This window comes from Dactylosporangium sp. NPDC050688, assembly GCF_040654515.1.
GTDB lineage: Bacteria > Actinomycetota > Actinomycetes > Mycobacteriales > Micromonosporaceae > Dactylosporangium.
The window spans coordinates 76,540-94,456 of record NZ_JBFAIC010000013.1 but is presented as its reverse complement, the minus strand read 5'-3'; the positions used below and the strand labels follow the sequence as shown (position 1 = coordinate 94,456).

17 protein-coding genes are annotated in these 17,917 nt (G+C 75.1%); 5 read left to right on the top strand and 12 right to left on the bottom strand.

Annotation, left to right across the window (positions count from 1 at the left end; all coding sequences use genetic code 11):
• A partial coding sequence (locus tag AB0H83_RS15390; RefSeq protein WP_360092989.1) for an AfsR/SARP family transcriptional regulator occupies positions 1-1,037 on the bottom strand: 1,037 nt, incomplete at its 3' end.
• Between the two features lie 194 nt (positions 1,038-1,231).
• Complete coding sequence (locus tag AB0H83_RS15385) at positions 1,232-2,614, bottom strand: prolyl oligopeptidase family serine peptidase (protein ID WP_360092986.1); 1,383 nt, start codon at positions 2,612-2,614, stop codon at positions 1,232-1,234.
• 99 nt (positions 2,615-2,713) lie between these two features.
• On the opposite strand from AB0H83_RS15385, the gene AB0H83_RS15380 reads away from it, so the two are divergent.
• Positions 2,714-3,559 (top strand): expansin EXLX1 family cellulose-binding protein, encoded by an 846-nt coding sequence (locus tag AB0H83_RS15380; protein ID WP_360092983.1) that lies wholly within the window; start codon positions 2,714-2,716, stop codon positions 3,557-3,559.
• A gap of 340 nt (positions 3,560-3,899) precedes the next feature.
• Positions 3,900-6,125: an MMPL family transporter gene (locus AB0H83_RS15375; RefSeq protein WP_360092980.1), complete on the top strand. Its 2,226-nt coding sequence runs from the start codon at positions 3,900-3,902 to the stop codon at positions 6,123-6,125.
• 59 nt (positions 6,126-6,184) lie between these two features.
• On the opposite strand, the gene AB0H83_RS15370 is transcribed toward AB0H83_RS15375, so the two are convergent.
• Positions 6,185-7,048, bottom strand: coding sequence for a LysR family transcriptional regulator (locus AB0H83_RS15370; RefSeq protein WP_360092977.1), 864 nt, complete (start codon positions 7,046-7,048; stop codon positions 6,185-6,187).
• A 68-nt stretch (positions 7,049-7,116) separates the two neighbouring features.
• Here AB0H83_RS15370 and AB0H83_RS15365 point away from each other — a divergent pair, with 68 nt between their 5' ends.
• Complete coding sequence (locus AB0H83_RS15365) at positions 7,117-8,013, top strand: EamA family transporter (protein ID WP_360092974.1); 897 nt, start codon at positions 7,117-7,119, stop codon at positions 8,011-8,013.
• Here the strand turns inward: AB0H83_RS15365 and AB0H83_RS15360 are convergent, their stop codons facing one another.
• The 3 genes from AB0H83_RS15360 to AB0H83_RS15350 form a co-directional block, all read right to left on the bottom strand.
• Positions 8,014-9,447 carry a HAMP domain-containing sensor histidine kinase gene (locus AB0H83_RS15360; RefSeq protein ID WP_360092971.1) on the bottom strand — a complete coding sequence of 478 codons (1,434 nt, stop codon included), beginning with the start codon at positions 9,445-9,447 and terminating at the stop codon, positions 8,014-8,016.
• The gene (locus AB0H83_RS15355) at positions 9,444-10,157 is read right to left on the bottom strand and encodes a response regulator transcription factor (RefSeq protein ID WP_360093275.1); all 714 of its coding nucleotides are present in this window, start codon (positions 10,155-10,157) and stop codon (positions 9,444-9,446) included. The genes AB0H83_RS15360 and AB0H83_RS15355 overlap by 4 nt, the downstream gene beginning before the upstream one ends.
• 87 nt (positions 10,158-10,244) lie before the next feature.
• A complete protein-coding gene (locus AB0H83_RS15350) occupies positions 10,245-10,628 on the bottom strand; it encodes an STAS domain-containing protein (protein ID WP_360092968.1) in 384 nt (127 codons plus the stop codon).
• A 136-nt stretch (positions 10,629-10,764) separates the two neighbouring features.
• Between AB0H83_RS15350 and AB0H83_RS15345 the strand changes: the two genes are divergently transcribed.
• Positions 10,765-12,009: a PP2C family protein-serine/threonine phosphatase gene (locus AB0H83_RS15345; protein WP_360092965.1), complete on the top strand. Its 1,245-nt coding sequence runs from the start codon at positions 10,765-10,767 to the stop codon at positions 12,007-12,009.
• On the opposite strand, the gene AB0H83_RS15340 is transcribed toward AB0H83_RS15345, so the two are convergent.
• The 3 genes from AB0H83_RS15340 to AB0H83_RS15330 all read right to left on the bottom strand — a co-directional run bounded on the left by AB0H83_RS15340 (position 11,982) and on the right by AB0H83_RS15330 (position 14,994).
• Positions 11,982-12,227 carry a hypothetical protein gene (locus AB0H83_RS15340; RefSeq protein WP_360092963.1) on the bottom strand — a complete coding sequence of 82 codons (246 nt, stop codon included), beginning with the start codon at positions 12,225-12,227 and terminating at the stop codon, positions 11,982-11,984. The genes AB0H83_RS15345 and AB0H83_RS15340 overlap by 28 nt on opposite strands.
• A 48-nt stretch (positions 12,228-12,275) precedes the next feature.
• Positions 12,276-13,322 (bottom strand): hemolysin family protein, encoded by a 1,047-nt coding sequence (locus AB0H83_RS15335; RefSeq protein ID WP_360092960.1) that lies wholly within the window; start codon positions 13,320-13,322, stop codon positions 12,276-12,278.
• Positions 13,323-13,674: 352 nt separating this feature from the next.
• Positions 13,675-14,994 carry a hemolysin family protein gene (locus AB0H83_RS15330; protein WP_360092957.1) on the bottom strand — a complete coding sequence of 440 codons (1,320 nt, stop codon included), beginning with the start codon at positions 14,992-14,994 and terminating at the stop codon, positions 13,675-13,677.
• A 152-nt stretch (positions 14,995-15,146) separates the two neighbouring features.
• On the opposite strand from AB0H83_RS15330, the gene AB0H83_RS15325 reads away from it, so the two are divergent.
• Positions 15,147-15,671, top strand: a complete 525-nt coding sequence (locus AB0H83_RS15325; RefSeq protein ID WP_360092954.1) for an NUDIX hydrolase — start codon at positions 15,147-15,149, stop codon at positions 15,669-15,671.
• 19 nt (positions 15,672-15,690) lie between these two features.
• Here the strand turns inward: AB0H83_RS15325 and AB0H83_RS15320 are convergent, their stop codons facing one another.
• The 3 genes from AB0H83_RS15320 to aqpZ form a co-directional block, all read right to left on the bottom strand.
• Positions 15,691-16,164, bottom strand: coding sequence for a phosphoribosyltransferase family protein (locus tag AB0H83_RS15320; RefSeq protein WP_360092951.1), 474 nt, complete (start codon positions 16,162-16,164; stop codon positions 15,691-15,693).
• Between the two features lie 63 nt (positions 16,165-16,227).
• Positions 16,228-16,806 (bottom strand): hypothetical protein, encoded by a 579-nt coding sequence (locus AB0H83_RS15315; RefSeq protein ID WP_360092948.1) that lies wholly within the window; start codon positions 16,804-16,806, stop codon positions 16,228-16,230.
• Between the two features lie 151 nt (positions 16,807-16,957).
• Positions 16,958-17,746 carry an aquaporin Z gene (aqpZ, locus tag AB0H83_RS15310; protein WP_360092945.1) on the bottom strand — a complete coding sequence of 263 codons (789 nt, stop codon included), beginning with the start codon at positions 17,744-17,746 and terminating at the stop codon, positions 16,958-16,960.
• Positions 17,747-17,917 lie beyond the last annotated feature (171 nt).

Below are 17,917 nucleotides of genomic sequence, written 5' to 3'. Positions count from 1 at the left end.
GGCAGCGCGGCGGCAGGGCCGGGCAGCGCGGCGGCAGGGCCGGGCAGCGCGGCGGCAGGGCCGGGCAGCGCGGCGGCAGGGCCGGGCAGCGCGGCGGCAGGGCCGGGCAGCGCGGCCGGCTGGACCGCCGCGCCGGCCCCGAGCGGAGCGGCCACCCCCAGAGGGGCGCCCGCCACGACCGGCGCGCCCGCCACGAGCGGAGCGCCCGCGCCGGGCGGATCGGGAGTCGGCAGCGGTGTGGCCGGCGGCGCGGCCAGGGTGGTGTCGAGGGCCGGGTCGTGCCGCAGGATCGCCGCCTCCAGGGCGCGCAGCTGCGGGCCCGGCGGCAGGCCCAGCTCCTCGTCGAGGACCGTGCGGGCGCGCCGGTACGCCGCGAGCGCGTCGGCCTGGCGGCCGTCGCGGTACAGGGCGAGCATCAGCTGACCCCAGGACCGCTCGCGGAACGGGTGCCGGTCGAGCAGGCCCTGCGCCGCCGTGGCCGCCTGCGCGTGCCGGCCGGTGGCGAGGTGCACCTCGACGAGGTCCTCGACCGCGCCGTCGCGCACCTCGCCGAGCTGCGCGGCGACGGCGGCGGCGAACTCCTCGTCGGCGAAGTCCGCGAGCGGCTCGCCCCGCCACTGCCCGAGTGCGGCGGTGAGCAGCTGCTCGGCCTCGGCGTACGCGCCGGCGGCGAGCCTGCCCCGGCCGGCCTCGGCGCCGCGGGTGAAGCGCACCGCGTCGACCTGCTCGCCGTCGACGGCCAGCAGGTAGCCGGGGTCGCGGGTGACCAGCACCGCCGGCGGGGTCCGCGGCGGCCGGTCCGGCTCCAGGACGCGGCGCAGCTGCGACACGTACACCTGCAGCGTGCCGGTGGCGCTGGACGGCGCCTCCCCGGTCCACAGCCCGTTGACGATCCGGTCCAGCGACACGACCCTGCCCGGGTCGAGCAGCAGCAGCGCCAGCACCGCGCGCTGCTTGCGGGCGCCGAGCTCCAGCGGCGCGCCGGCCGGTGGCTGGACCTCCAGCGGGCCTAGGATCCGGAAGTCGAGCCGCGTCACGGGGCCACGATATCGGCAGGTCCGGCCCCTTCCGGCGGCTCGTCGGATCTTGGACACCCCGCCGGCGGCCACCTGCCGCGAAGGCGACAGCCACCGCGCCCGAACCCGTGCGGGCGACAGCCGCCCCGAACCGGTGCGGCCGACAGCCATCGCCCCCGAACTGGTGCGGGCGACAGCCGCCGCCCGCACCAGTGTCAGCGCGGGCAGGCGGCGCCGAACGACGGCCGGTCGGTGAGGGTGAACCGGCAGCCGAACCCGGCGCCGGCGACCGCCCGGCGGTCCAGGATCGCGTCGCCGGCCGGGCGGTGCCCGGTGCGCACCCAGGTGACCAGGTCGTCGAAGCCCTGCGCCAGCTCGGGCCCGGTGAACTCGCAGTGCCCGAGGGCGCGCACGGCCCGCGACACGAACAGCTTGCCGCGGCCCTGCAGGGCGGCGCGGCGGGCGTACTCCTGCTCCATCGACAGCGGCACGAACAGGTCGCCGATGGTGTGCATGGACAGCACCGGGACCCGCGGCCGGCCGTCGACGCGGGGCACCCCGGACAGGTCCCGCGACGGCCGGTCCGTCCGGTCCACCCGCAGCACGTCGCGGTTGACCCGCAGCTCGTCGCGGGACAGCCACGGGTTGTCGTCGCCCTGGTACAGGGTGGAGCGGTTGGACGTGACGTTGCCCTCGGCGACGCCGGCGGTGCCGCCGGACAGCCCCGGGTACACGCCGAACAGGAACGGCACCGAGGTCAGCGGCGCGATGCCGGGCAGCGCGCTCCAGTAGGCGAACGCGTTGTCGAAGCCGGGCCGGGTGCCGCCGCTGCGCTGCTCGACGAAGTCACCCCAGCGGTGCCCGAGCGGGGTCAGCCCGGCCCCCTGGCCGAGCAGCGGCACCTGCCGGGCCACCTGCTGGCGGTACACCTCCAGGAACGACGGATCGACGGGCGCCTCCGGGAACGTGATGGCGGTGCCGGTGAGCGCCGCGGCCGTGACGTTGGCGTCGAGGAAGTAGTCGAACAGCTCGGCGTCGCCGAGGACGCCGCAGACGGGCATCGCGGCGACGAACGCCTGCGGGTGCTCCTCGATGGCGACGGCGGTGACGTGCCCGCCCATCGAGGCGCCGGTCATGTAGACGGCGCGGGCGCGCTGCCCGGTGCGTTCGGTGAAGCGCCGGATCAGCGCGTACGAGTCGCGCACGCCCTGACCGACGTCGTAGCCGTTGGTCTGGTAGCTGGACGCGGCCCAGGCGAACCCGCGCGCCAGGTAGTGCGCGCGCAGCGCCGGGTTGTCGACGAACACCGTCGTGCCGAGGCCGCGGTAGCCATGCGCGTACAGCACGAGCTCGCCGTTCCAGGCGGCGGGCCGTTCGATGCGGTACGCGGCGCCGTCCTCGATCCCGGTCCACACGCTGGACCCGGCGACGGCCCCGAACGGGGTGCCGTTGACGTCGCAGTCCGGGTCGGCGACGGTGTAGCCGGGCTGTGTGGTGCTGGCCACGGGCGGCCCGCACACCGGCGGGTCCGCCGAGGCGGGTGCGGGGGCGGCGGCGAGGATCCCGAGCACGAGGAGCAATGACGCGACGCTGCGCATCCACACATGGAACGCCCGTCGATGCCTTCGTGTCAACGGATACATGCACTGCGGGTGCTTGATGCTGTCCGGCGGCGCGGCTTCTAGACTCCCGGACCCATGGACCGCCGTCACCTGCGTTGGATGATCCCCGCCGCGGGCGGCGTCCTCGCCGTCGTCGTCTCGATCGTGCTCGTCGCCCAGGACAGCGGCAACGCCGCCTGCGCCGCGCCGCCGCCGGCCGCCCGGGAACCCGTGGTGGAGAACGCGCGCGCCGGCAGCGCCTCGTACTACAGCACCAACCGCAACGGCATGTGCAACCTCGGCGCCCCGTCCAGCGACGGCTACGCCGCCATCGGCCCCGCCGAGTGGGCCGGCGGCGCGGCGTGCGGCTCGTATCTCGCCGTGACCGGCCCCAACGGCCGCACGACCATGGTCCAGGTCGTCGACCAGTGCCCGTCCTGCCCCGCCGGCAAGATCGACCTGAGCAAGGCCGCCTTCGCCCGCATCGGTGACGTGAGCGCGGGCATCATCAAGATCACGTACGGCGCAGTCCGCGACCCCGAGCTCCCCGGCCCGCTGAAGGTCCGCGCCAGGGGCGGCACCGGCTACTCGTCGCTGTCGGTCGTCCTGGACAACCACGGCAACCGGCTGTCCACTGTGGAGCTGCAGACCCCCGCCGGCTGGACCCCGCTGAAGCACAACACCGACAACACGTGGACCGGGCCGTCGGGCCTGACCGGCCCGATCGCCCTGCGCGTCACCGACACGTCCGGCCACCAGGTGACCCTGCCCGGGGTGGCGCTGGGCTCCTCGGCGTTCCAGCAGACCGGTACGTTCATGTACAGCCCGGCCCCCGTGTCCCCGTCGCCTTCGCCGTCGCCGTCGCCGTCCGATCCGGCGTCCCCGTCGGCCGCGACGAGCCCGATCGGCGCCGCGGCGACGGGCACCCCGCCCGCCTGCTGACGGCCGGCGCCGGCACGGCACCGCCGCCACATCCCGGACGCGCGCCGGGCGCGGGCGGCGGCACGGCCGGCCTGCTCGGCGAGCAGGCCGGCGGTGGCATCCTGCGGCGGGACCGACACCGCGGCGTAGTTCGCCGCGCACAAGACCAGCACGGCGACGGCGAGCGTGAGTAGCAGCCAACCCAGGTCGCGGCAGTGCGCCGGACCGCCGTGCCCGTCCGCACGTAGGGTGATCAATACACAGAGTTGCGTCGATTCTTGCGTCGATCCGAGTGTGGCGAGTATCAAGGGGCAGAACAAGTTCGACTGTGGAACTATTTTGGCCGTCGAGGGGGAAGAACGTGGGCACACGAGTGGCAGCCGCCGTCACCAGCAGGTTGGGGGCGGTCCTGATCCTGCTCGTCACCTTGGGGCTGACGGCACTGGTGTTCCTGACCTCGCCCGCCCAGCCGGCCGCGGAGCCCGGCGACGGGCTGCCGGCGGGCAAGGAGTCGACCCGGGTGACGCAGCTGGCGGACCGGTTCGCCAGCGGCCGCACCGACGTCGCCGTCGTGGTGTACGAGCGCCGTGACGCACCCCTCACCGACGCCGACCGGGCCGTGATCGAGCAGGCCCGCACCACCCTCGCGGGCACCGCCGAAGGTGGGCAGGTGCCGTCGCCCGTGGTCGCCGAGGACGGTCAGGCCGCGCTGCTCGCCGTCACCCTCAGTGGCGACAACGACACCCGGCACTCCGCGGTGGAGCGGATCCGCGACGTCGTGCACGCCGCGGGCGCGCTGCCCGGCGGGCTGACCGCGCAGGTCACCGGCGGTCCCGCGTTCGCCCGCGACATCTCCGCCGCGTTCCAGGGCGCCGACGTCACCCTGCTGATCGCGACCGCCAGCGTCGTCGCGGTGCTGCTGCTGCTCACGTACCGCAGCCCGCTGCTGTGGATCGTCCCGCTCGTCGTCATCGGTACCGGCGACCAGGTGGTGGCGAAACTGCTGCCGTGGGTCGCCAAGTTCGTGGGCGAGCGCACCGACGCCTCGGTCAGCGGCATCGTGTCCGTGCTCGTCTTCGGCGCCGGCACCGACTACGCGTTGCTGTTGATCTCGCGGTACCGCGAGGAACTGCGCCACACGCCCGACCGCCGGGAGGCGATGAGGGCCGCGCTGCGCGGCGCCGCGCCGGCCGTGGTCGCCAGCGCCGGCACCGTGATCCTCGCGCTGCTCACCCTGCTCGCCGCGGTGCTCACCGCGAACCGCACGCTCGGCGTCGCGGCCGCGATCGGCGTCGCCGTCGCGCTGCTGTTCGGCCTCGTGGTGCTGCCCGCCGCCCTGGTCAGCCTGCCGCGCGGGATCTTCTGGCCGTTCGTGCCCCAGGTCGGCAGCCAGGACCCGACCAGCCGGGGCATGTGGTCCCGGATCGCGCACGCCGTCGGCCGGCACCCGGCCAGGGTCCTCGCTGGCGCCGCGGTCGCGCTCGCCGTGCTCGCCGCCGGGCTGCTCAGCACGTCGATCGGCCTGTCGCAGACCGAGCAGTTCCGCACCAAGGTCGAGTCCGTCACCGCGCAGGAGGCCCTCGCCCGGCACTTCCCGGCCGGGTCGTCGCAGCCGGTGACCGTCGTCGTGGCCGCCGCCACCACCGACCAGGCCGTCGCCGCCGTCGAGGGCCTCGGCGGGGTCGCCGCGGTCGCCCGCCCCGAACGCTCCGACGACGGCGCCCTCACCAAGCTGCGCGTCGACCTGCGGGCCGCCTCCGGCACGCCCGCCGCCGACGACACGGTGCGCGCGATGCGCTCGGCCCTCGCGGCGATTCCGGGCAGCGACCCGCTCGTCGGCGGCGCACCCGCCGCGGATCTCGACAAGCGTGACGCGTACCAGCGCGACAACAGGGTCGTCGTCCCGCTGGTGCTGCTCGTCGTGCTGCTCGTGCTCGTGCTGCTGCTGCGCTCGGTCGTGGCGCCGCTGCTGCTCCTGCTCACCGTCGTCGTGAGCTTCGCCGCCAGCGTCGGCGCCGCCAGCCTGATCCTGCGCCTCGGCCTGGGCATCCCGGCCCTCGACGCGAACGTCCCGCTGCTGAGCTTCCTGTTCCTCGTCGCGCTCGGCGTCGACTACAACATCTTCCTGGTCACCCGCGCCCGGGAGGAGGCGGCGGTGCGCGGCGACACCCGCGCCGGGATGGTCCGCGCGCTCGGCGCCACCGGCGGCGTCATCACCTCCGCCGGCATCCTGCTCGCCGCGGTCTTCACCGTGCTGGGCGTGCTGCCGGTGATCGTGCTCACGCAGATCGGGGTCATCGTCGGCATCGGTGTCATCCTCGACACGCTCGTCGTGCGGACGGTCGTGGTGCCGGCGATCGCGCTGCTGATGGGCGAGCGGTTCTGGTGGCCGGCCCGCCCGGCGGCACTGTCCCCGGCGGCCGCTTCCGGCGCCTCGGGCTCCGGCTCCGGTACGCCCACCGCCGTGACTCCAAGCGACGATTCGCTCGACGGTACGGCCGGCGGCGCCGTTGACGGGCAGGGGCGGCACGTGGCGGCGGGCGGGCGGCACGTGGCGTCCGGGTCGCCGGGACGGCACGCGGGGTGAGCCGTCAGCCGTCTCCGCACATGGCGCGGCAGGGCGGCGAGGCGCCGGTGGGGGAGGGGTCAGCGCCGGACGACGTCGTGGGCCAGGCGCAGCAGGTCCGGCACCGCCGGGTGGGTGACCGGCTCCCGCCAGGCCAGGACCACGTCGACCGGCGGCGCGTCGGTGAGCGGCAGGTAGCGCACCGCCGGGTTCGGGTGCATGGCGGCGGTCCCGGCCGCGGTCACCCCGACCGCGTCGCCGGCGATGATGACGGCGAGCCAGTCGTCGGTGTTCTTCACCGGTACGACCTGCGACGGTGCCCCGCCCGCCGGCCACAGCGAGAGGGTGGTGCTGCCGGTGACGGTGTTCAGGGCCAGCGGCTGCGACGCAAGGTCGGCCAGGGTCAGCGTGACCCGCCCGGCCAGCGGGCTGTCGTCGGCGACGGCGGCGAGGCGGGCCTCCCGCATCAGGTGCGCCACGGTGACGCCGGGCACGCCGGGCGCGCCGGCCGGGCCGCGCAGGACGGCGACGTCGACCGCGCCGGACGCCAGCCCCGCGCTGCGCTCGTCGAGGCGCAGCACCTCCAGGACGGTCTCCGGGTGCGCGCGTTTCCACCGCCGCTGCAGGGTCGTGGTGTACGCCCCGAGCGCCGACCACGCGTGCCCGAGCCGGATCGGCAGCCCGCGGGACCGGTGCGGGTCCAGGGCGTGCTCGACGGCGGCGATCGCGGCGGCGGCGTTACGGCGGAACTCGTGGCCCGCCGGGGTCAGCGCCAGGTGGTGCGTGGACCGGTCGACCAGCCGGACCCCGAGGTGCGCCTCGAGCTGCTGCAGGGTACGGCTCAGCGCCGGCTGCGTCAGGTGCAGCCGGGCCGCCGCGCGGGTGAGGTTGCCCTCCTCCGCGATGGCGAGGAACCCCCTGAGGTGCCGCAGCTCGATGGTCATGCGTGTGCAGCATAACCACCGGCGAAGCGGCATTTCACAAGATCCGCCGCGGTGCATAGCGTCGCGGTATGACCGACGTGCTGACCGCGCCCGCCCCGACCGCCGCCGCCGAGCCGGCCCGCGCCGGCGGGGTGTGGCGGGTCCTCGCGTCGCAGCTGTCCGTCCACAGTGGAGCGGCGGTGGCCACCACGCTGTTCCCCCTCGCCGGGGCGGCCGGGGTCGTCTCGATGCGCCTGGTCATCGGCGCCGCGCTGATGGTGGCGGTCGGACGGCCGAGGCTGCGCGGGTACACCCGCCGCCAATGGCTGCTCGTCGGCGTCTTCGGCGCGGTCCTCGCCGGCATGAACCTGGCGTTCTACGCCGCCATCGCCCGCATGCCGATCGGCCCGGTCGTCACCCTGGAGGTGCTCGGCCCGCTGACCCTGTCGGTGGCCACCGCCCGCAGCCGGGTCGCGTGGCTGTGGGCGCTGCTCGCCCTCGCCGGCGTCGTGCTGCTCGGCGGCGGCGGCCTCGACCAGCTCGACCCGATCGGCGTCGGGTATGCGTTCCTCGCCGGGACCGCCTGGGCCGGGTACATCATGCTGTCGGCCCGTACCGGCGCGAGCTTCCCGAAACGCGACGGCCTCACCCTCGCCATGCTCGTCGCCGCGGCCCTCGCCCTGCCCGCCGGCCTGCTCCTCGCCGGCGGCGCGCTGCTCGACCCGCGCGTGCTGCTGCTGGGCGCGGCGGTGGCGGTGCTGTCGTCGGTGCTGCCGTACACGTTCGAGCTGGCCGCCCTGCGCCGCCTGCCGACGTCGACGTTCGCGCTGCTGATGAGCCTGGGGCCGGCGATCGCCGCCCTGGCCGGCTTCGTGATGCTCGGCCAGGCGCTGCACCCGGCGCAGATCGCGGCGATCGGCCTGGTCGTGACGGCGAGCGCGGGCGTGGTGCTGTGGAAGGGCCGCGGGCCGGCCGTCACGGACTGATCAGGCCGTTCCCGGTGCCGCTGCGCCGGTGCTCGGCAGGCGGATCGTGACCGTGGTGCCGGTGGGGTCGTTCGGGCCGGCGGTCACCGTGCCGCCGTGCTGCGCGGCGGTCTGGGCGACGATCGCCAGGCCGAGGCCGGAGCCCGGCATGCCGCGGGCGGCGGGGGCCCGGTAGAAGCGGTCGAAGACGTGCGGCAGGTCCTCGGCGTCGATGCCGGGCCCGGTGTCGGTGACGACGAGCCGGGCCCAGCCGCCGGCGTCGACGGCCAGCCCGGTGTGCACGACCCCGCCGGGCGGGCTCCACTTGGCGGCGTTGTCCAGCACGTTGACGAGCATCCGCTCCAGCTCGCCGGGGCGGCCGTGGACGGTGCAGGGGCGCAGGTCGGTGGTGAACGTGACCGACGGGACCCGGATGCGGACCCGCTCGGTCGCGGCGCCGACGACGTCGGTCAGCTCGACGTCCTCGGCCGGCTCGCGGGTGGTCTCCTCCCGGGCCAGCTCGACCAGCTCGGTGGCGAGCGCGGCCAGCTCGCCGACCTGGGCGTCCAGGTCGCGCAGCAGCTTCGCGCGCTCGTCCGGCGGCAGGCGGTGCGCCAGCTCCGGCTGCCGCTCGACCGCCAGCAGCAGCTCGATGTTGGTGCGGATGCTGGTCAGCGGGGTCCGCAGCTCGTGGCTGGCGTCCTCTACCAGGGTCCGCTGCGACTGGCGGGCGGCGCCGATCGCGGCGAGCATCGTGTTGACGGACTGGCCGAGGCGGGCGATCTCGTCGACGCCGTGGATCGGGACCGGCCGGTCGAGGTCCATGGTCACCGCGACGTCCTCGACGGCCTTCGTCAGCTGCTGGACCGGCACCAGGCCGGCCCGCGCGACGGTGCGGCCGAGCACGGCCGCGCCGCCGATGCCCAGGACGCAGGCCGCCGCCATGAGCAGCCCGAACACCGCCAGGGTCCGGTTGGCCGGGGTCTGGTCGACGGCGACCTGCACCGCGCCGCCGCCGCGGTCGGCCGGCACCGTCAGCATCAGGTAGCTGTGCCCGTCCAGCAGGACCCGCTCCCGCAGCCGCGGCGCCTGGCCGGCCGCGACCCGCCGGGCGCCCTCGGTGACCGGCAGGCCGTTCGCGGAGCCGCCGGCGACCGTGGCGTCCCGGCCGAGGACCTGCCAGCGGGGGCCGATGTCGCGCCAGCGCCGGGGGTCGCGGCGGCCGGCCGGGCCGAGCGGCGGCGGGCCGTCGCGCCACAGCTCCGGCTGTGCCGCGATCGAGCGGGCGTCGGCGTCCAGCTGCGACTGCAGCTGCTGGCGCTGGATCTGGAAGACCGCCGCGAACGCGATCCCGGCCACGGTGAGCACGGCCGCCGCGACCGCCGCGGTCACCAGCAGCGACAGCCGGTCGTGCAGGGTCCGCCGGCGCCACCACCGCGCCGGCGCGCCCCTCACAGCGGCTCCTCGCGCAGGACGAAGCCGACCCCGCGGACCGTGTGCAGCAGCCGGGGGCTGCCGTCGGCCTCCAGCTTGCGGCGCAGGTAGCCGAGGTACACGTGGATGCTGTTGGACGTCTCGCCGAAGTCGTAGCCCCACACCAGCTCGAACAGCACGGTGCGGGTCAGCACCTGCCGCGGGTGGCGCAGGAACACCTCGAGGATGGCGAACTCGGTGCGGGTCAGCCGCAACGGCTGCTCGCCCCGCCACACCTCCCGGGTCGCCGGGTCCAGCCGCAGGTCGGCGAAGACGAGCGGGCCGGACGTGCCCGGTGCGGGTCCGGGCGGGGGCCCGGGCGGTGCGGTGAGCATCGAGCGGCGCAGCAGCGCCCGGATCCTGGCGAGCAGCTCCTGCAGCGCGAACGGTTTGACGAGGTAGTCGTCGGCGCCCGCGTCGAGCCCGGCGACCCGGTCGCCCACGCTGTCCCGGGCGGTCAGCATCAGCACGGGCACCAGCAGCCCGTCGCCGCGCAGCTGCCGGCACGCCTGCAGCCCGTCCATGCGCGGCATGCTCACGTCGAGGACCACGGCGTCGGGCTCGTCGGCGCGGACCGCGTCCAGCGCCTCCTGCCCGTCGCGGGCGGTGTCGACGCGGTACCCCTCGAAGCGCAGCGTCCGCGCGAGGGAGTCCCGCACGGCCGAGTCGTCGTCGACGACGAGGATCCGCATGCCGGTCACCAGCGGATCCTCCCACCCGGCGGTGACCGCCGGCGCTAAGGGTTTTCTCAGAGGTCCTGCCAGGCGCCGGCCGGCCCGTCAGGCGGCCGCGGTGGCCTCCTCGACCGTGGCGTAGCGGGGCAGGATGCGGTCCAGGTTGGTGATGTGCAGGACGTTGTCGACCATCGGCTGGGTGGCGGCCAGCCGCAGCCAGCCGTCGGCCGCGAGCAGCTCGGTGCGGGTCCGCACGAACAGGTTGAGGCCGCTGGAGTCGCACATCGGCACCCCCTCCAGGTCCAGCACGACCCGCGGTGACGGGCCGGCGACCAGGTCGCTCAGCCGGTCGGCGAGCGGACCGAGCGTGTCATACAGCACACGGCCGGTGACGGTGACGATGACGGCCCCGTCGCGCTCGGTCGCCTCGACGGCAACGCGTTCGCTGCTCTGGCCGGATGCGCCGTCCCGGGCGAGGGAGAAATCCACGTCCCGAGCCTAACGGCAACCGGGCGGGTCGACACCACCGCCGTTTCCATTGCGGAGCGGGTGGGAATGCCGTACACCGTCGCGGTCGTGGAGGACGGCCGTGGGGGCTGTCTGGTTGCCGAGGGGTGAGCGGGACATGGGAGCGACGGTCGAGGAGCGCTGGCTCGAGGCGTTCATCGCGATCCTGGACGGGTCGCACCTGTTCCAGCCCGACGGACTGGCGACGGCGGTCGACGAGGCGCTGGCGCCGCTGGGGGTACGTGCCACGATCCACCTCGTGGACGAGGAGCAGCGCAACCTGCGGCTGGTGCCGCGGCCGGGACAGCCGCCGGGGCGGCCGCAGCCGCTGGCGACGACCGTCGCGGGGCAGGCGTTCGCCATGGTGCGCTCCACGCCGACCGGGGACGGCGGGTGGTGCGTGCCGATCGTCAACGGCACCGACCGGCTCGGCGTGGTCGAGTTCGCGTTCGCCGCCGGTGGGCCGCAGGTCCGCGACGGCGAGCTGCGCGCCCGCTGCGAGACGATCGCCGGGCTGATCGGGCATCTCATCACCGTCACCACCCACAAGGGCGACTTCCTCGCCCAGGTGCGCCGCTCGCGGCCGATGACGACCGGGGCGGAGCTGCTGCGGCAGCTGCTGCCGCCGCTGACGTCGGCGTGCGAGCGGATGGTCATCAGCGCCATCCTGGAGCCCTGCTACGACGTCGGCGGCGACGGGTTCGACTACGCGATCGACGGCGCCCAGGCCCGCATCGCCATCCTCGACGCCGTCGGGCACGGCCTGGCCGCCAGCCTGGCGTGCGCGGTGGCGATCTCGGCGCTGCGCTCGGCCCGCCGCGCCGGCGGTGACCTGCGCGAGCAGGCCCGGGCGGCGGACGTCGCGCTGGCCGAGCAGTTCCCCGACAGCCGGTTCGTGACCGCCGTGCTCGCGGAGCTCGACCTGGACGCGGGGGGGCTGCGGTACATCAACGCCGGCCACCCGGCGCCGCTGCTGCTGCGCACCGGGCGGGTGGTGCAGGACCTCGCCGCCGGCCGGCGCATGCCGCTCGGCGTCCTGGACGACGTCGAGGTCGCCGAGGAGGCACTGGAGGCCAACGACCGGCTGCTGCTCTACACCGATGGGGTGACCGAGGCCCGCGACGCCGCCGGTGACGAGTTCGGCGTCCAGCGGCTCATCGACCTGACGGAACGGCACGCCGCGGAGGGGCTGCCGCCCCCGGAGACCGTGCGGCGGCTGGCGCACGCGGTCGCCGAGCACCAGGGCGGCGCGCCGGCCGACGACGCGACCCTGGTGCTCGCCGAGTGGTCGCCGGTGGCGGTGCTGCGCAGCACGCCGATGCGTGACCGGCTGCGTCAGTTGGGGCCGGTACTGCCGGTGTAGTCGGTCCGCAGTGCCCGGCCGGCGCTGCTCGTCGGGTCGGGATCGCCGTCCCGGCCGCCCTGCCGCTCGCCGGCCTCCTCGGTGATGGCCTGCTCGATGCCGGCGTCGTTGCCGGCGGGGTCGTCCGCCTGCCCGTCCGTCGCCGAGGTCGCCACCGCCGCCGCCAGATCCTCCAGCGGCAGCTGCCGCTCGTCGCGCCACACTCCGTCGGTTGCCATGCGTGACGCCTACCCGGGCGGGTGGGCGCGAAACGGGTGAGGCGTGGATCAGCGGGCGGCGGTGACGGCGTCGGTCTCGTCGTCGAACTCGCCGATGACCTCCTCCAGCAGGTCCTCGAGCGCGACCAGGCCCACCGGTGCGCCGGCGGCGGTGGCGACCGCGAGCTGCGCGCGGGACTCCCGCATCGACCTGACGGCCGCGAGGACGCTGGTGGACGCGGGCACCGAGTACGCCGCGATCATCAGCTCGGCCGCCCGGGCGGTGCCGCCGGCGGTGGTGCGGCGCAGCGCGTCGCGGACGTGCACGACCCCGACGACGGCGCCGCCGGCGTCCACCACGGGGAAGCGGGACCGGCCGGTGGCGCGGTGCGCGTCCTCGACGTCGTGCGCCGTCGCGTCCGCCGGCACGGTCACCATGTCCGCCGCCGGCGTCATGACCTGGGCGACCGTGGTGTCCTGCAGGCGCAGCATCCGGCTCAGCAGCAGGTGCTGGTCCTGGCCCAGGGTGCCGTGCTGGCGGGAGGACTCCAGCAGCATCATCAGCTCCTCCGGGCCGTGCGCCGCGGACAGCTCGTTCTGGGCCTCGACCTTGACCAGCCGCAGGCACGCGTTGGCCAGGCCGTTGAGGAAGGTCAGCAGCGGGCGGACGAGCCGGGTGAACGCCCGGAACGGCCACGCCAGCCGCAGCGCCGAACGCTCGGGGTCGCTGATCGCCCACGACTTGGGCGCCATCTCACCGACGACCATGTGCAGGAACACCACGACCGCGAGCGCGATGACGAACGCGATCGGGTAGCTGATGTCCGCCGGTACGCCCACCGCCGTGAACACCGGGTCGAGCAGGTGCGCGACCGCCGGCTCGGCGAGGGCGCCGAGGCCCAGCGAGCACAGGGTGATGCCCAGCTGCGCCCCAGCCAGCATCAGCGACAGCTCCCGGCTGCCGGCGAGCGCCGCCGCGGCGGCCCGGCCGCCCTCCGTCGCAGCCTGCTCCAGCCGGTGCCGTTTGCTGGCGACGAGGGAGAACTCGGCGGCGACGAAGAACCCGTTCAGCGCCAGCAGCACCGCCGACACCACCAACGCCCACCCCGTGCTCATGCCGTCACCTCCGCTGCGCTCCGGCGCCGGCCTGAGCTCCACCCTGAGCTGCTGATTCGCGGCCCTCCGCTACGCTGCGGACCGCTCATGCCGTCACCTCCGCTGCGCTCCGGCGCCGGCCTGAGCTCCACCCTGAGCTGCTGATTCGCAGCCCTCCGCTCCGCTGCGGACCGCTCATGCCGTCACCTCCGCTGCGCTGCGGCGCCGGCCTGAGCTCCACCCTGAGCTGCTGATTCGCGGCCCTCCGCTACGCTGCGGACCGCTCATGCCGTCACCTCCGCTGCGCTGCGGCGCCGGCCTGAGCTCCACCCTGAGCTGCTGATTCGCGGCCCTCCGCTCCGCTGCGGACCGCTCATGCCGTCACCCGCACGGTGGCCGGGACGTGGCGGTGGACGCTGAGCACGTCGATGCGGACGGTGCGGTACGGGTCCTCGGGCGCCGCCGGGGGCACCTCGACGTCGACGGTGTCGCCGGTCCGCGGCACCCGGCCGAGGCGCTGCAGCACCAGGCCCGAGACGGTGTCGTAGTCGTCGCTCTCGGGCAGGGTCACGCCGGTGGTGCGGGCGATCTCGTCGATGCGCCAGCGGGCCGGGACCAGCCACGAGCCGTCCGGCTGGCGGACCGGCGCCGGCTCCGGCAGGTCGTCCTCGTCGCGGATCTGCCCGACCAGCTCCTCGGCGATGTCCTCGAGGGTGATGATGCCGGCGAAGCCGCCGTACTCGTCCACGACGCACGCGAGCTGCCGGTGCTCGGCGCGCAGGCGCTCCAGCACCACCGTCAGCGGGGCGGTGGACGGCACCAGCACCGGCGGCGCGGCGATCTGCGCCATCGTCGTGCGGTGCCGGTCCTCGGCGGGCAGCGCCACCAGGTCGGCGCCGCCGACCACGCCGAGCACGTCGTCGACGCTGTCGCCGATGACGGGGAAGCGGGTGTGGCCGGTGTCGAACAGCTCGACCAGCCGGTCCGCCGGGTCGGTCGCGGCCACGGTCACCACGTCGACCCGCGCGATCATCGCCTCCTCCGCCGTGCGGGACCGGAACGCCAGCCCCCGCTGCAGCAGCTGCGAGGTGTCCGCGTCCAGCAGCCCGCCGGTCTGCGACTCGGCGATGATGCGCTCCAGGTCCTCCGGGGTGGCCCCCTCCGGCAGCTCCTCGATGGGTTCGATGCCGGCCCGGCGCAGCAGCCGGTTGGCCGCGGCGTCGAACATGCGGATCAGCGGGCCGGCCGCCGCCAGGTAGATCAGCGTGAACCGGGCCAGCGCGCGGGCCAGCACCTCCGGCCGGGCGATCGCCCAGTTCTTCGGGCCGAGCTCGCCGAGCACCATCTGCACCACCGTGGCGGTCAGCAGCGCCACGACCACCGAGATCGAGGTGCTGGCGGCGCGCGGCACACCCGCGACACCCAGCAGATCGGCCAGGCCGCGGCCCAGATAGGGCTCGGCGACATAGCCTGCGAGCAGGGCCGTCACGGTGATGCCGAGCTGCGCGCCCGACAGCATGAACGACAGCCGCTCGGTGACCCGCAGCGCCCGCCGCGCCGGCACGTCACCGCCGTCCGCGGCGCGCTTGAGCTTGGCGCGGTCGACCGCCACATAGGCGAACTCGGCGGCCACGAAGTAGCCGGTGGCCGCCGTGAGGACCACGATGAGCACGAGACCGATCAGGATCAGCACGGCCGGCGTCCACCAGTGCCCGTGCGGAAGGGAGCCGGGACGTCGCCCGGCCCGGTACTGCTGCCGTCCATGACCCGACGCTAGCAGGCAATGCTGAAAGGTTTCTGGGAACCGCCGTTGGGTGCGCGGCCGGGATGGGTACCGCGGACATCATGGACACACCGGAGCTGCTGGAGCGCACCGTCGTCTACGCGGGCGACATCATCACCGTGCACCGTGACACCCTGCGCCAGGGCGACCGCCAGGTCGTGCGGGAGGTCGTCGACCACGCCGACTCGGTCGCCGTCGTCGCCCTCGACGACCGCGGGCGGGTGCTGCTGGTGCGGCAGTACCGCCACCCCGTCGGCGACACGCTGTGGGAGCTGCCGGCCGGGCTGCTCGACGACGGCGAGGAGCCGTTCGACGCCGCGAAGCGCGAGCTGGCCGAGGAGACCGGGGTCAGCGCCGGCAGCTGGGAGCGCCTCGTCGACCTGCACCCGTCGCCGGGGATGACCGGGGAGCGGGTGCGCGTGTACCTCGCCCGACGGCTGGGCGAGACCGGCGCGGACCCGGACGACGACGAGGACCTGCGGCTGCGGTGGGTACCGCTGGACGAGGCCGTGGCGTGGGTCCGTGACGGCACCATCACCAACGGCCTCGCCGTCGCCGGGCTGCTCGCCGCCGCCGGCCGCGACTAGCCGCGGCGTGACCGGCGCGTCACGCCGCCACGACCGGTGGCGCGCTCGACCACGGAAAGTTGATCCAGCGGTCGGTGCGGCGCCACACGTACTCGCACCGCACCACCGTCTGCGGCTTCTCGTACAGCACCGCGCAGCGCACCTCGTCGGCGTGCACGGCGCAGAAGTCGCGGACCACCCGCAGCGTGGCCCCGGTGTCGGAGACGTCGTCGGCGATGAGCACCCGCGCCCCGGCGAGGTCCTCCCCGTCGGGCGTGGGCCGCAGCACGACCGGGGTGTCGAGGCGCTCGTCGACGCCGGTGTAATACAGCACGTTCATCATCACCAGGCGCTTCACGTCCAGCGCGTAGCCCAGCGCCCCGGCCAGCAGCAGCCCGCCGCGGGCGACGCACAGCACCACGTCGGGGCGGAACCCGTCGTCGGCGACGGCCTGGGCGAGGGTGCGGGAGGCGGCTCCGAACGTGTGCCAGTCCAGCTCTTCCCGCTCATCCATGCGTCATCCGCCTCACGTCGCGGGGGCCGGCCTCCCGTAGCCTACCGGCCCCCGCGCCCGCGGTCAGCTCTCCAATGCCCGCCACGGCTTCGGGGTCCACACCCAGTGGCCGTTGACGTGCACCAGGCCCTCGTACGCCATGCCGGTGTCCTTGCCCGGCTCGGTGTACTTCCACCGGTACCAGGTGAGCCCGGGCTGCAGGTGCGGGCCGATCTGCTGGTAGCCGCCGGGGAAGTTCGCCTCGACCGTCGAGGACCAGGACCGGATCTCCTCGCTGGTGGCCTTGAAGACCTTCAGCTCGGTCTGCCCGGCGTCGCCGCCGAGCTTCACGTCACCGTTCCACAGGTTCGTCGCGTAGAACCGCTCCGCCTTCGCCGCGACGTCACCGGCGAACAGCGCCCGGTAGTCCTCGGTCGTCGGCTTCAGCCTGCCGACCAGCGCCGGGTCCTTCGGCAGCGCCTGCAGCAGCGCCTTCGCGCCCTCGTCGGTCTTCGGGTACGCGTCGCCGGCCGGCGGCGCGGATTGTTGCGTGGACTGCTGCGTCGTCTGCGCGGCCGGGGTGTCCGCGGCGTCCTCACCGCAGCCGGCGAGCGCCGTGCCCAGGACGGCGGCCAACAATGTCGAAAGCGCCAGGCGCCTCATGTGTGCTCCTTCTCAGCTGTTCCCGGCGGGGTGGACCCGCCACGAGCGGCCGCCACCGTACCGACCCGGGTCAACCACGGGCGGGCACGGCGAGGCCGACCAGCCGTGACAGCGGATGGAGCAGCACCAGGCGGCCGGCGCCGGCCAGGGCTCAGCTGGGGCGGTCGTCGACGTCCTGGGCCTCGGCGGCCGCCTCGACGGTGCCGGTGCCGCCGGACACGTACCGGTAGCCGATCCCGGCCACGACGGCGCCGATCAGCGGCGCCACCCAGAACAGCCACAGTTGCGACAGGGCGGCGCCGCCGGCGACGAGGGCAGGGCCGGTGGAGCGGGCCGGGTTCACCGACGTGTTCGTCACCGGGATGCTCACCAGGTGGATGACCGTCAGCGTGAGGCCGATGGCGAGGGGGCCGGTGCCGCGCGGCGCCCGGAGGTCGGTCGCGCCGAGGATGACCAGCGCGAACACCGCCGTCAGGACGGCCTCGGCGAGCAGGGCGGCGCCGAGCGCGTACCCGCCGGGGGAGTGCGTGCCGTAGCCGTTGGTGGCCAGGCCGTCCCGGTCGAGGCTGTACCCGGCCCGGCCCTCGGCGACGACCAGCAGCACCGCCGCGGCGGCGAGGGCGGCGACCACCTGGACCAGCACGTACGGCACGACGTCGGCGGCCCGGGTGCGCCGGCCGAGCCACAGCGCGACCGTGACCGCCGGGTTGAAGTGGCCGCCGGAGATGTGGCCGAAGGCGTATGCCGCGGTCAGCAGCGCCAGCCCGAACGCCACCGCGACGCCGAGCAGCCCCGCGCCGACGTCGTCGAAGCGGGCGCTGAGCACGGCGGTGCCGCAGCCGGCGAACACGAGCCAGAACGTGCCGATCAGCTCGACGGCGAGCCGGCGGCCCAGCCCGGCCGGCGCGGCTGGCGACGGCGTCTTGGATGGTTCTGCCACCCGTCGACTTTCCTGGGCCGTCCGCGACGGGGGCGTCACCTGCGGCGCGTGAACGCCCGCACCGCATCGCCGGGGCCGCCCGTTTCGGAAACCCCCGCCGGCGGGTCTTGCATTGTGACAATGCATAAGCGAAGGTGAGGGGCGTGGGCGGCCAGCGGAGCGGCTCGGGCC

Excerpts from the sequence above, each read along its gene's own strand:
- AB0H83_RS15385 (WP_360092986.1), bottom strand. The coding sequence starts at position 2,614 with ATGCGCAGCGTCGCGTCATTGCTCCTCGTGCTCGGGATCCTCGCCGCC.
- AB0H83_RS15380 (WP_360092983.1), top strand. The coding sequence starts at position 2,714 with ATGGACCGCCGTCACCTGCGTTGGATGATCCCCGCCGCGGGCGGCGTC.
- AB0H83_RS15370 (WP_360092977.1), bottom strand. The coding sequence starts at position 7,048 with ATGACCATCGAGCTGCGGCACCTCAGGGGGTTCCTCGCCATCGCGGAG.
- AB0H83_RS15365 (WP_360092974.1), top strand. The coding sequence starts at position 7,117 with ATGACCGACGTGCTGACCGCGCCCGCCCCGACCGCCGCCGCCGAGCCG.
- AB0H83_RS15355 (WP_360093275.1), bottom strand. The coding sequence starts at position 10,157 with ATGCGGATCCTCGTCGTCGACGACGACTCGGCCGTGCGGGACTCCCTC.
- AB0H83_RS15345 (WP_360092965.1), top strand. The coding sequence starts at position 10,765 with ATGGGAGCGACGGTCGAGGAGCGCTGGCTCGAGGCGTTCATCGCGATC.
- AB0H83_RS15340 (WP_360092963.1), bottom strand. The coding sequence starts at position 12,227 with ATGGCAACCGACGGAGTGTGGCGCGACGAGCGGCAGCTGCCGCTGGAG.
- AB0H83_RS15335 (WP_360092960.1), bottom strand. The coding sequence starts at position 13,322 with ATGAGCACGGGGTGGGCGTTGGTGGTGTCGGCGGTGCTGCTGGCGCTG.
- AB0H83_RS15325 (WP_360092954.1), top strand. The coding sequence starts at position 15,147 with ATGGACACACCGGAGCTGCTGGAGCGCACCGTCGTCTACGCGGGCGAC.
- AB0H83_RS15320 (WP_360092951.1), bottom strand. The coding sequence starts at position 16,164 with ATGGATGAGCGGGAAGAGCTGGACTGGCACACGTTCGGAGCCGCCTCC.
- AB0H83_RS15315 (WP_360092948.1), bottom strand. The coding sequence starts at position 16,806 with ATGAGGCGCCTGGCGCTTTCGACATTGTTGGCCGCCGTCCTGGGCACG.